This window comes from Paraburkholderia sediminicola, from assembly GCF_046026675.1.
GTDB classification, from domain to species: domain Bacteria; phylum Pseudomonadota; class Gammaproteobacteria; order Burkholderiales; family Burkholderiaceae; genus Paraburkholderia; species Paraburkholderia sediminicola_F.
This window is the reverse complement of sequence record NZ_JAQQEY010000001.1, coordinates 4315008-4327555: the sequence shown is the minus strand read 5'-3', so window position 1 is coordinate 4327555 and position 12548 is coordinate 4315008. Positions and strand designations below refer to the sequence as shown.

8 protein-coding genes and 1 pseudogene are annotated in these 12548 nt (G+C 61.1%); 3 read left to right on the top strand and 6 right to left on the bottom strand.

All coding sequences use genetic code 11. The features are described 5' to 3' along the window. Nucleotides 1-29 precede the first annotated feature (29 nt). Both PQQ86_RS19095 and PQQ86_RS19090 read left to right on the top strand, forming a co-directional pair. A complete protein-coding gene (locus PQQ86_RS19095; RefSeq protein ID WP_408270362.1) occupies nt 30-725 on the top strand; it encodes an LbetaH domain-containing protein in 696 nt (231 codons plus the stop codon). Between the two features lie 205 nt (nt 726-930). Further along, nucleotides 931-3379: pseudogene (locus PQQ86_RS19090) on the top strand (carbohydrate-binding family V/XII). Here PQQ86_RS19090 and PQQ86_RS19085 read toward each other — a convergent pair. The 6 genes from PQQ86_RS19085 to PQQ86_RS19060 form a co-directional block, all read right to left on the bottom strand. Beyond that, nucleotides 3314-3976 (bottom strand): acetyltransferase, encoded by a 663-nt coding sequence (locus PQQ86_RS19085; RefSeq protein ID WP_408269682.1) that lies wholly within the window; start codon nt 3974-3976, stop codon nt 3314-3316. The pseudogene PQQ86_RS19090 and the gene PQQ86_RS19085 overlap by 66 nt on opposite strands. A gap of 32 nt (nt 3977-4008) precedes the next feature. Then, nucleotides 4009-5157 carry a dTDP-4-amino-4,6-dideoxy-D-glucose aminotransferase VioA gene (vioA, locus tag PQQ86_RS19080; RefSeq protein ID WP_408269679.1) on the bottom strand — a complete coding sequence of 383 codons (1149 nt, stop codon included), beginning with the start codon at nt 5155-5157 and terminating at the stop codon, nt 4009-4011. A 30-nt stretch (nt 5158-5187) separates the two neighbouring features. After that, on the bottom strand, nt 5188-7548 hold the full coding sequence (locus PQQ86_RS19075) for a tetratricopeptide repeat protein (RefSeq protein WP_408270359.1): 2361 nt from the start codon (nt 7546-7548) through the stop codon (nt 5188-5190). Between the two features lie 306 nt (nt 7549-7854). After that, the gene (locus PQQ86_RS19070; protein ID WP_408269676.1) at nt 7855-8169 is read right to left on the bottom strand and encodes a flagellar protein FliT; all 315 of its coding nucleotides are present in this window, start codon (nt 8167-8169) and stop codon (nt 7855-7857) included. A gap of 3 nt (nt 8170-8172) precedes the next feature. After that, complete coding sequence (gene fliD, locus PQQ86_RS19065; RefSeq protein WP_408269674.1) at nt 8173-9687, bottom strand: flagellar filament capping protein FliD; 1515 nt, start codon at nt 9685-9687, stop codon at nt 8173-8175. A 156-nt stretch (nt 9688-9843) separates the two neighbouring features. Then, entirely contained in the window at nt 9844-10992 is a 1149-nt protein-coding gene (locus PQQ86_RS19060; RefSeq protein ID WP_408269671.1) for a flagellin, read from the bottom strand. A 267-nt stretch (nt 10993-11259) separates the two neighbouring features. Here PQQ86_RS19060 and PQQ86_RS19055 point away from each other — a divergent pair, with 267 nt between their 5' ends. Further along, nucleotides 11260-12201: an aldo/keto reductase gene (locus PQQ86_RS19055; RefSeq protein ID WP_408269668.1), complete on the top strand. Its 942-nt coding sequence runs from the start codon at nt 11260-11262 to the stop codon at nt 12199-12201. Nucleotides 12202-12548: the final 347 nt, after the last annotated feature.

Sequence of the window (12548 nt, the reverse complement as noted above, 5' to 3'; positions counted from 1 at the left end):
GCGATGCGAACCACTTTTTGCTGACCATCATGAACGTAACGACATCAGACGACTTTATCGGAGTTCAGGCCCAACACCCCTTCTCGAAAGCTTTTATCGTGCTTGGATATCAGGATGGGTCGATCTCAACGATCCCGAATAACTTCTTTCGCGACTGGCTGGATGAAGAAGCGAAGGTCGGGACCTTCACGATTGGTAAGTGTTCGGGAATAGGTGTCGGCTCGATCGCCAAATACGACGCCGGGTTGCAGAAGCTTGTAGTCGGAAAATATGTCGCGGGCGGCCTGAGACTGAAGTTCTTGCTGAATGGCCAGCACGACATGCGGACGATTTCAATGTCGATGCTTAGCGCTTTCGCTAGTGGGCTCAGCAACGTGCCACCGCCCCAATACAGCGACACGGTAATCCGTAACGACGTGTGGATCGGCGACGAAGCGATGTTCCTTGGCGGTTCCACCATCGAAAACGGATGTGTTGTCGGGGCGAGAACCCTGGTCCCGCCTAATTTTAAAAGCGAGCCCTACGGCATCTATGTGGGCAGCCCTGCACGCCTGGTTCGGTTTCGTTTCTCCGAGCGTATCCGCGAGAAACTGCTCGAACTCGAATGGTGGGATATGCCGCTGCCGTGGATAAAGAAACATAACGACCTTTTCCTTGTTGACCTGACGGCAGACGAGGGGCGGTCAATGGAAATCCTGACCGAGTTGCTGCGCGCAAAAAAGTGAATCCATTGAGGCGATGGCCGCGACGAATACTTGATGCGTCGGCACAGAGCAGGATGGCATTGCTTGATATGGAGGTCACGCTGACGGCGAGCAGGAGCAAATTCGCATCCTTGCCGATCAGCGGGGCTCGGTTGACTTGCCGACCGAGCCCGCCGCGTCCGATGACCGGTCTATCCCGCCGTCAATGCTCATGGAGCGATGCACAATGAAAACTACGATGAAGCGGTCCTTGCTGTTGCTCGCGGGTGTCTGCACGTCGCTTGCGGTGACACTCGTCACACCCGGGCAGGCGCTCGCCGCTGCCGCCGTGCAGCCGCTGCCGACCGTCTGGCCGCGCGACTTCGATAGCGCACAGCAGCGCATCGAGCTGTATCAGCCTCAGGTGGAAGTGTGGCAGGGCAACCGGATCGAAGGCCGCGCGGCTTTCGCGGTCGGCACAAAGAGCGCCACTCCGAACTACGGCGTCGCGCATTTCACCGCGCGGGCCGAAGTCGATAAGACGAGTTCGACGGTGCAGCTGCTCGACGTCGAGTTCGACCAGGTCGACATGCCGTCCACGCCGTCCGCCGCCGCTGGTGTCAAAGCAGCCTTGCAGGCGCGCATACCTAAAGACGGACTCATCACTTCGCTCGAACAGCTGCAGGCCAGTTATGCCAGCACCCACGAAGGCAGCGAACCGGGCCTCGCGGTGCAGAACAACGTACCGAACATCATCTTTGCCGAACGTCCCACGCTGCTCGTGCTGGTCGATGGCGACGCGAACTGGCGAGCGCTCGGCGACACGCACTACCAACGCCTGATCAACACACGAGCGATGCTGCTCAAGGACGCAAGCGGCGCGCTGCATCTGAACGCCGCGGGCTATTGGTATGAGGCGAATTCGCTCGACGGTCCGTGGCATCTGAACGCGACGCCGCCGCATGAACTGGTCGCCGCGGCGAACAAAGCGCAAACGAATCTGAAGTCCGACGCGATGTTGCCCGCCGACGGCAAGAAGCCAGCGCAGGCGCCGGACCTTGTAGTCGCCGCACAGCCGGCCGAGCTGGTGGTGACGAACGGCAAGCCGGCGCTACAACCGGTAAAGGGCGTGAATCTGCTCTCTGTCGCCAATGCCGACCACGCGCTCTTCGTCGAACCGCGCGACAATCATTACTACCTGCTGCTGTCGGGCCGCTGGTTCACCGCAGCGAGCCTCGCTGGACCCTGGACTTTCGTCGACGGCAAGAGCCTGCCCGCTGATTTCGCAAAGATCGCTGCCGATGACCCGCACGCGAATGCGCTCGTCTCCGTGCCCGGCACGCCGCAGGCGAAGGAGGCGGCTATTGCCGCAACCATTCCGCAGACGGCGACTGTGTCGCGCAAGACCGCCACGCTGAAGGTCGTCTATGACGGCGCGCCGAAGTTCGTCGGCATTGCGGGCACGTCGCTCTCATACGCAGTGAATACCGCGACGCCGGTGATCCAGACCGCGCCTTCGCAATTCTTCGCGGTTGCCAACGGCATCTGGTTCACGGCGAGCGCGGCGAGTGGCCCGTGGCAGGTCGCCGATACCGTGCCGGCTGCGATCTATACGATTCCGGCGGCTTCGCCCGTGCATTACGTGACGTACGTTCACGTCTATTCGGCGACGCCCGATACGGTGGTGGTCGGCTATACGCCCGGCTACATGGGTGTGGTTGTCAATGCGGACGGCACCGTTGTGTACGGCACCGGCTATGTATACGCGCCGTATGTCGGCGACGTCTACTACGGCTACCCGGCCACCTATGGCTACGGTGCGGGCTTCGCGCTTGGCACGACGGTGGGCTTCGCCTTCGGCTTTGCGATCGGCGCCACGTGGGGCGCGCCGTCGCCGTACTGGGGGCCGTATTGGGGCGGCGGCCCGTGGAGCTGGCAATACGCCAACGTCAACCAGGCCAATATCTACGGCCGCTGGGGGCAGGCCACCGTCACTCACGCGAGCGGCTGGAACGGCTGGACCGGCAATAGCTGGGCGGGAACGGGAGCATCCGGTTTCAATCCGTATACCGGTGGTCATTTCCAGGCGAGCCGTGGCGCTGTGGAGAATGCATACAACGGCAACTTCGCGGCCGGGCGGCAAGGCTCGTTCAGCAATCCGTCAACCGGACGCAGCGGCGCGGCGCGCGGCGGCGTGGTCGGTAATGAAGGCACGGGCGACTATGCGGCGGGTAGGCAGCGCGCCGGCTACAACGCGCAGACCGGGCGCTACGGCGCGGCGGAAGCGGGCGTGACCGGCAACGCATATTCAGGCGATCACGAGGCGGGCACCAAAGGCATTGTGGGCAACAAGGACACTGGGCGGGCTGTTGCATGGAATAACGGCAACGTGTATGCGGGCAGCGACGGCAACGTCTACCGGCATGATCAGGGCGGTGGCTGGGAGCAGCACAGCGCCGACGGCTGGCAGCCGGTTCAGCCGAACGCCGGTCAGACCCAGCGGCTCGACTCGCTCAAGCAAGGGCACGATCTTGGGAATGCGCGAGCGAGTGGGCAGTTTCAGCCGCAGCGGCGGTTTGGCGGCGGGGGCGGGCGGTTCAGGCGGTGAAGCGAGGGGCGGCGGATTCAGACTAAAGATACTTGTCGCCCTTTTGGCGATTCCGGATTTTCTTTGCGGGGTTTCCGTACGTCACTGAAAAAGCATCGACTGCCTTCAGAACGATTGATCCGGCGCCCACTACGCTGTGCTCACCAATCGTGATTCCATGACGCAATACGGCGCCGATGCTCACGGCGGCGTGGCTGCCGATGCGGCAATTGCCGCCGGTGGTCACGCCCGGCGCGAGGCTCGAAAAATCCTCCATGACGCAGTCGTGATCGAGCGACGCCTTCGTGTTCACAATGCAGAACCGACCTACGCGGCAGTCGGCGTTGATAACAGCGCTCGCCATGACGACCGTGCCGGAGCCGATGCTCGTCCCCTTGCCAATGCTGGCTGCAGGGTGCACAGCACTCACGAACGGCAATTGCGGGCAGATATCAGCCACTTTGGCGGCCACGCTGGCGCGAACGCTGTTATCTCCGATCGCTACGATGACGCCCTCGAGATCGTGTTCTACCGCCAGGCCTGGCAGGTCAGCTTCGCCGCCGAGAACGCGGTAACCGAGGGTCTCTTCGCCAACCGTCCGAAAAGCATCGATGAGCCCGGCGATCCGGTAGCGCCCCTGCTTTTCAACGATGTCGATAATGACCTTGGCGTGGCCGGACGACCCGACAAGCACGATGTTTTGCATTGCCCATGTTCCGCTTTTTAGGCCGGCTCAACTCATTGAATGCCGGCGACGATGCTCACAATGCGTTCAACCTGCACGGGATTCAGATCGGGATAGATCGGCAGGCACAAGATTCTTTTCGACGCCGCGCTGGCGGCGCTCAGATTGTCCTTATGCGACGACGGCAGGCCGCGATACATCGGGAACTCGGAAATCAGCGGGTAGAAGTAGCGTCGCGCATAGATTTCGTGTTGCTTCAGGTGGTCATACAGTGCATCACGGCTGATCGGAAAATCGTCTTCGACCTGAACGGGAAAGTACGCGTAGTTCGCGACTTTTTCGCCCGCGTCCGCGAGGCAGCGAATTCCGGGCACGTCAGCCAGCAACTTGCGATACTGTGCGTCGATCGCCTTGCGTTTTGCCAGCGCATTATCGACATGCTGCAGTTGCAGAAGCCCGAAGGCTGCATTGATTTCGCTCATTTTGCCGTTGATGCCGGCTGCCACGACCGTCACCTCATCCACGAAACCGAAGTTCTTCAGATGGTCGATGCGTTGCTTGGTCTTCGCGTCCGGGCAGATGATCGCGCCGCCTTCGAACGTGTTGAAGACCTTGGTGGCGTGGAAACTGACGATCGACAGATCGCCGTGCTTGAGCACGCTGCCATCTTCGGTTTGCACACCGAACGCGTGCGCGGCGTCGTAAATGACCTTGAGGTTGTAGTTGTCGGCGATCTTCTGGATGGCTTTCACATCGCACGGATGGCCGTAGCAGTGCACCGGCATGATGGCCGTGGTTTGCGGCGTGATCGCCGCTTCGATCTTCTCCGGGTCCAGATTGAGCGTGTCCGGATGGACGTCCACGAAGACCGGCTTGATGCCATTCCAGAGGAGCGAATGCGCGGTCGCTGCGAACGAATAGGGCGTCGTAATCACTTCGCCATTGATGCGCAGCGCCTGCAGCGCCGTCACGAGCGCCAGCGTGCCGTTTGCGAACAATGCGAGGTGCTCGACACCCAGATATTCGCAAAGGGCCTTTTCGAGTTGCTGATGGAACGGTCCTCCATTGGTGAGGATCTTGCTGTTCCAGATCTTTTCGAGGTACGGCAGGAACTCGGCCAGCGGCGGCAGATGCGGCTGGGTCACATAGATGCGTTCGTCGTCCAGCGACGCGATCGCACGAAGAGGAGCGCTTGAGCCCATGGTTTCCTCGCTACTGTTTTTTAGTCCGGGTCACGGATGGCGGCCGTTATGCGGTGTGAACCGGGGCGCCGCTTGTTGCTTCGGATCATGCGCGCTGAAGGCGGCCGGTGCGAGATCGTTGCACCAGCGCTGCCACATCGTACGAAATGCGCGTGAAAGGCTTTCTGCGACAACTTCCGGCTGGAACGGGGGCGACTGTATGCAGCGCTCCCGCAACGCCGTGCGAATGCTGGCGAGTGCGGGGATGTCGGAGGCCAGCTTGACACCCTTTGCCACGAAGTCATCCGCGTCTTCGGCCGCGAACGCGTCGAGACCCGAATGGGCGAGCCAGGCCGTCGCTGCCCGGCTCGCCATGGTCTTGCCGGCTATCGTCAGCGTAGGCGCGCCCATCCACAACGAGTTCAGAACGGTCGTCGAACCGGTATAGGGGAAGGTGTCGAGGCAGATGTCGACCTGAAAGTGCTGTTGCAGGTAGACCTCTACGCGGGAACGCGGACGGAAAGTCAGGCGGTCTCGTGAAATGCCTTCGTTGACGAACCAGTTGATGAGGTTTTCGTCGCCTTCGTCGCCGTTCATCGAACCGAGCACCATCCGGGCAGTGGGCAGTTCGCGAAGCAATCTCGCCCACACGGCGATCACGTCGGGGCGCAACTTGTTCAATCGGTTGAAACTGCCGAACGTGATGTAGCCGTTATGCATGGCCGGCAGGATGTTGACCGGCGGGGCATTCCTGTCCGGCTGGAACGGCCCGATGGCTGCCAGATGCACGAGTTTCTCGGAGAACTGCTGCTCCATGTCGCCGAACGGCGTAAAGAAGCGGTCGCTGAGGTAGTAGTCCATCGCGTCGAGACCAGTCGTCGCCGGGTATCCGATCCAGCTGACCTGAATCGGCGCCGGCTTGCGAGCGAACGCCTGCAGTCGGTTACGGCCGGTATGCCCGCTCAGGTCGATCAGGATGTCGATTTTGTCGGCGCGAACCTTGGCGATGAACTGCTCGTCCGACATGCCTGTGACCAGGGTCCATTGATCGGCCTGGCCGCGCAACCACTGCGTGTAGTCATCCTCTTGCACATGGTTGTAGTAGACATGGAGTTGCAGGCTCTCGTCTTTCGCGAGCGGCTCCATGATCGGCATCAGGTAGGAGGCGACTGCGTGTCGGAACAAGTCGCCGGAGACGATGCCGATTTTCAACTGGCGATCGGGCGCGCGGCTATTCGTGTGACGCGGCTTCGGCAAGCGTAGCGATGCTTCATGAATCCGGGCAAATTCGCGATGTTCGGCGTAGATTTGCTCAGGGGCAATGTGAGGGTTGTGCGCGATTGTGAAGAGCAAATTGCTGCGCGTCGGTGCATTTTTGGGATCGAGCTCGAGCGCGCGGCGAAAGCATAGCTCGGCCTCGTCCGTAGCGCCGGCGTTAAGCAGCACGACACCCAGCGTGCTATGTGACTCCGAGTAGTCGGGCGCGAGTTCGGTTGCACGACGGCACTCGGCGATCCCTTCGCGGGTGCGGCCCAGACCGGCGAGCACCATGCCAAGGATACGATGACCTTCTGAATGATCCGGATGCAATTCGAGCAGTTTTCTGCACTCGGCTTCTGCATCGACATAGTGACCGAGCAAGCGCAGCAAGTCGGCCAGCGCCTTCCGAACATCGGAATCGTCGCTACCAAACTTTATGGCGTTTCTCAGGGGCTCGGCGGAATCGCTGTATTGGCCAGCCTTATGCAGAGCGATACCGAGGCAACGCCATGCGAGGCCGCTCGACGGAAATCGTTCCGTAAGGCTTTGTCCGAGCTTGATGGCATCCGGAACGTGACCCCTGGCGTAGAGCGTGTTGAAGCGGCCTATTTCTTGTGGAGAAGGGCGGCGCGTGTCGAGTGCTGCCGTTGCGGGCTCCGAGCCGTCCCGATTTGTCGAAATGACCACCGTCGCAGTGGATTCCGGTGATGCAACGACAGGTACGACGGCGGCGGTGGCGAACCCGGCACCGCCGCGCGCCATCCGCGTAATCAGTCCGTCGACTGCCGGCCCCTTCAATCCTCTTTGCTGCCCCATTTCAAGTGCCAGCCACGCCGCCTGGGTCTGGTCCGCGTCAATCAAGGCATTGATGTAAGCAACCCAGAATTGCCCGTTGTCCGGCGCGCCGCCGAGCGCGGCTTCCAGGTGCGGCAGGGCCTCGACAGGACGACTGAGCTGTACGTACAGCACGCCGAGGTTGTACTGCACGTCGGTGTGGCTGGGCGTTGCTTCGAGGATCGCCTTATACAGCGCCTCGGCGTCGTCGAACTCCCCCTTGTGGTGATGCGCTAGCGCGGTCTGCAAAACCAGAGCGATGTCATGCTCGAACTGCTGTTCGGGCGTCAAGGGTTCAGCGGTCGGCTGCTCGTGCAGGAGAGTCATGGTGTCAGCGCAGAATGGTCTATGACGGAAATTGTGCGACGGGGAGGGCGTTTCCGATGCGCGGAGATGACGGTAAAAAAGCCGCCTGTTTAGCGCATGGGGCGCGGCGGCGGAAGGCGGGACGCCAAGAAAAAAGCCCGCACGAGGCGGGCTGAAGGAACGAGCGCGCCCTTACTTCAGCGCGTAGTTCTTATTGTCTGGTACTGCAGTTCAATGCTGCGGCGCCTTTCTGCGGGTCGATCCCGCGGTTCGGCGGTTCGGTTTGGGCCAGGAGCGGCCGCCGGACCTTTAGCCCGCTTACAGTCGGGCCATTCGCTGATACTCGCCGGCGGCCTTGGTCCGCCCGATTGCCGCTTCAAACTCGATGTGCAGTTCGCTCTGCGTGGTTTCCGCATCGGCGAGCAGCGCTGCGTCGATGTCCTGAATCCGACGGATCATTTCAAGCGCGGTCGGTTCCTGATCTGCCGACAGCGACATTAGCAGCGGCGAACGCAGTTCGGTCAGGCGGGCCGCTTCCGGCCAATCGGCCAGTGAGGCCGCCTGTTCGATTTCCCGTGTGATCGACAGCAGACGTTCGACCAACTCCGACTGGTTCATTTCGATCGGGTCCATGGCTTAGCTCTTGTTGGTCGCCAGCGCGCCGGCGCTGTTCGTGCCGCCGAACAGGGCGGTCAGGTACTGCGAATTGTTGTTCATCGTCGCCATCAGCGTGTTCAGGGCAGTGAACTGCGCCTGATACTGACTCGTCAATTGCGCCGTGTAGTCGGCGAGCGCCGTTTGCTGCGTGGTGATGCTCTTCAAGTCGGCGTTCAGCGCGCTGTTGCGCGTATCGATGATGCCGCCGGTCTGCGTGAAGGTGGTGATGCTGCTGTTCAACTGTTCGGCGATGCCGTTGGTCGAGTTGAAGAGCGAGGCGACCGTTGCCGGATTGGCCGTTAGCGCGGTGCTCAGTGCCGTGTTGTCGACCACCATCGTGCCGTCTGCCGGGTCGTCTTTCAACGTGATGCCGATCGATGCCAGCGTGGTGCCGGTGCTGCCCGAGCCCACCGAGCCACCCACGATCGATGCCAGCGCGTTCTTGATCGTCTGCAGCGTCGAGTCGCCCAGCAGCGGGCCTTGCGATGAGGACGACGAGTTGAATGACGTGAGCGTCGACATCGTCGTGACGACGGTGTTGTAGAGGCTGACGAAGTTGTTGATCGCGGTGCTCTGTGACGTGGTATCCGTCGCAATGGTCAGCGTCTGCGTAGTGCCCGTGGATGCCGCCGTCAGGTTCATCGTGACACCGGAAATGGCGCTCGTCACAGAGTTGGTTGAGCTGCTGGCAGCGATCCCGCCCACCGTGAATTCCGCGTCCTGAGCAAACGCGCTTTGCGTCCAGGCACTGCTCGAATTCGCCGACGTGATCGACGATTGGCCGCCCGTGGTGCTGGCAGTCGAGGTCACACCGAGGCTCGACAGGCCGGTGTCGGACGTGACATTGCTGGTCGAGACGTTGATGACGTTGGAGGCACCCGTGTTCGCCGCGCGCAGCACGAGGTGGGCGCCGTCCGTTCCGGTCACGATGGTCGCCGTGACGCCGGGGTTGCTGCTGCTGGAGTTGATCGCGGAGGCGATGCCGGAGAGCGTGTTGTTAGTGCTGTCGACGCTGATGTCCATCGACTTGCCGCCGAGCGAAACCGTCAGCGTACCGGTGCCCAATTGCGTGGTGGCGCCGAACGCCGCCGAGGACAAAGCCTGCGAGCTGGCGATCTGCGTTACCGCGACCGAGTAGCTGCCGGCCACTGCGCCCGCACCGGCCGTTGCTGACAAGCCGGTGCCGCTCGCGGTTGCCGAGAAAGTCGACAGCGTGGTGCCGTCGGCGAGGTTCGTGATGCCCGACTGCAACGCGCTTAGCGCGGAGCTCAGGGCACCATATGCGGACAACGTGGTGCTATCCGTGGTTTGCTGTGCCGCCAAAGCCGCGGTTTGCCCTGCGGTCTTCGCGTTCACGAGTGCCGTAACGAGCGTCGACACATCCATCGACGAGTTGCCGGTCGAGCCGCTGATGATCGATTGAGCGGCCGACTGCAGCGCTGAGTTGGCGGCGGCGGTCGACGCAGCAGTGGACGTGGTTGAAATCGAGGACATGCAGAGGCTCCGGGCGTCTGGAAATCTGTATTGGGTGGTGCGCGATGCTACATCACTTCTTGAGCGGAATGCACAGCGGGAGGCATGCCTCCCGTTGCTTGAAACCCGGTGATGCGCCGCACTTGCGCGCGGCGCATCACCTTACTGCGTCAGCTCTTACTGCAGGAGCTTCAGAACTTGCTGCGGGTTCGAGTTAGCTTGCGCCAACACCGAGATACCAGCTTGTTGCAGCACTTGCGCCTTGCTCAGGTTCGCCGTTTCTTGTGCGAAGTTGGCGTCCGTGATTTGCGATTGTGCCGACGACAGGTCGGTCGACTCAGCTTGCTGCGACGTCGAGATTGCCGTGAAGCGGTTTTGTGCGGCACCCAGCGAAGCTTGCAGGTTGTTGACGGTTTGCAGCGCGTTGTCGATGGAGACCATCGCTTCGTTTGCGCCGGTGACCGTGCTGATGTCGAGGTTCGAAACCGTCGGCGGGCTGTTGATCGCGTTGATCTGTGCGACTGCCGATGCCTGAGCAGCGGAACCTGCACCTGCCGTCGTCGTTGCAGCGGCCTGGAGTGCCAGGGCCGTGCCTTGGGTACCGGTACCTGCTGTTGCGCCTGCGCCAAGAACTGCGGCTGCGACGGTCGCTGCAATGCCCTGGTTGTTTTGATCGGTGAAGGTGTAGCCGCCCTTGCCGTCCGACAGCACGTTGATTGCCGTGATTGCCGGCGCCGAAGCCGTCGTGTAGACACCCGCCGTGTCCACGCTGACCGAGACCGTGCCGACCGTTTGACCCGTTTGGACCAGGCCGCCACCGATCTTCGCTGCCGACATCGATTGGCTCAGGTTCAGGCTGATGGTCTGGCCAACGTTCGCGCCGACCTGGAACGTCAGGCTGCCTGCCGAGCCGTCCAGAATGTTCGTGCCGTTGTACGTCGTTTGCGACGCGATACGGTTCACTTCAGAGATCTGTGCTGCCACTTCCTTCTGTAGAGCTGCCTGGTCGCTCGACGACAGCGAACCGGTCGATGCTTGCACGGCCAACTGACGAATACGTTGCAGGCTCGACGTCAGCGAGGACAGTGCGCTCGATGCGGTTTGAACCATCGACACGCCGTCATTCGCATTCGACACGCCCTGGTTCAGGCCGTTGATCTGCGTTTGCATACGCGTCGAGATCGCCAGACCTGCTGCATCGTCAGCCGCGCTGTTGATGCGCTTGCCCGACGACAGACGGGTGATGGCTTGCGAAAGGGCGCTTTGCGAGCCATTAAGGTTTTGCTGTGCAACCAGCGAGTTGATGTTGCTATTGATTCCGAGCATGAAAATCTCCTAAATAAGCCTTGAGCCCAATACGCCACGTTGGCATCGGCGGAAGCACTCGTTCATTGCTGGCCGCCTCAGTGAAGGTTGACGGCGCATCTAAAAAAAACTTGAGGAACTTTGTGCAATAGCGACCCAATTGTTTTTCGAGCCGGTTGGGCTGCCACCCGTCTGTAAGCCGCTTGCAGCCTTGTTCGGGAGATCCACTGCAGGTATTGAAAAGACGGCGTATTCTCCTTTTCTCTTGTGACAAACCCTGGAAAAATCATGAAAAAACGCCGGATTGGACGTTCCGAATTAGAGGTCGCGCCGCTTATGTTCGGTGGCAATGTATTTGGCTGGACGGCCGATGAAGCGACCTCGTTTTCGATCCTGGATGCATTTGTCGATGCGGGGCTTAACTTTATCGATACCGCCGATGTCTATTCCGCGTGGGTGCCGGGTAACCAGGGTGGCGAATCGGAAACCATCATCGGCAAGTGGTTCAGGCAGAGCGGCAAGCGCGACAGGATTGTGCTCGCCACCAAGGTTTCCAAGCATCCGCAGCGCAAGGGCTTGTCGGCGGCGAATATTCAGGCGGCAGTCGAAGATTCGCTGCGCCGCTTGCAGACGGATTACATCGATGTCTATTTTTCGCATGATGACGACACCGAAACGCCTTTGGCCGAAACTCTCGGCGCGTATCAGAAGCTGATCGACGCAGGCAAGGTGCGGGTGATCGGTGCGTCGAACTACAGCGGCGCGCGTGTCGAGGAAGCGCTCGCCGTGTCCCGCCAGCAAGGGCTGCCCGAGTACCAGTTGTTGCAGCCGGAGTACAACCTGTACGACCGCGCGGAGTATGAGCGCGACATCGAGCCCGTGGCGCTCGCTAATCAGCTCAGCGTGGTGGTGTACTGGAGCCTTGCAAGCGGCTTTCTGTCCGGCAAGTACCGTTCGCAGGCCGATCTGGCCAATAAGGCGCGCGGCAGCCGGGTCGAGAAGTATCTGAACGAGCGTGGTTTGCGGATTCTGGACGCGCTCGACCGGGTCGCCGGGCGGCACGGCAGCACGCCGGCCACAGTCGCGCTGGCATGGCTGATCGCCCGCCCGAGTGTAGCGGCCCCAATTGCCAGCGCGACCTCGGTTGACCAGCTCAAAAGCCTGGCCGCCGCCGTCCATTTAATGCTGACGGGCGCCGATATCCGCGAGCTGGACGAGGCAAGCGCCTGACCCGTGCAGGAGACCTGGCGCGATCGCTAAACCCCTGGTAGGATGGGGAGTTTCCTGATATCATCGGGAGTGAATTGAGATCTTTGCCTGTTTCGTTAATGTTTTTTCATTGATGAAAGGTTGGCGAAACGGCAGCAGACGCGGCATATGCGTTACGTCTGTCCGCGTTCCGCGGTGAACTCCCCACCTCTCTTTTCCGGCCTCCGTGGCCGTTATGCCTCTCGTTTCATTCATGGTTTGGCCGGGATTTATCCCGCGTTTGCCTGTTACTGGCCATGAATCGGAACGACCGGAGGGCCGGCGCGTGAGCGGTATCCGCCACGCAATTTATACCCCTATCAAGTGAT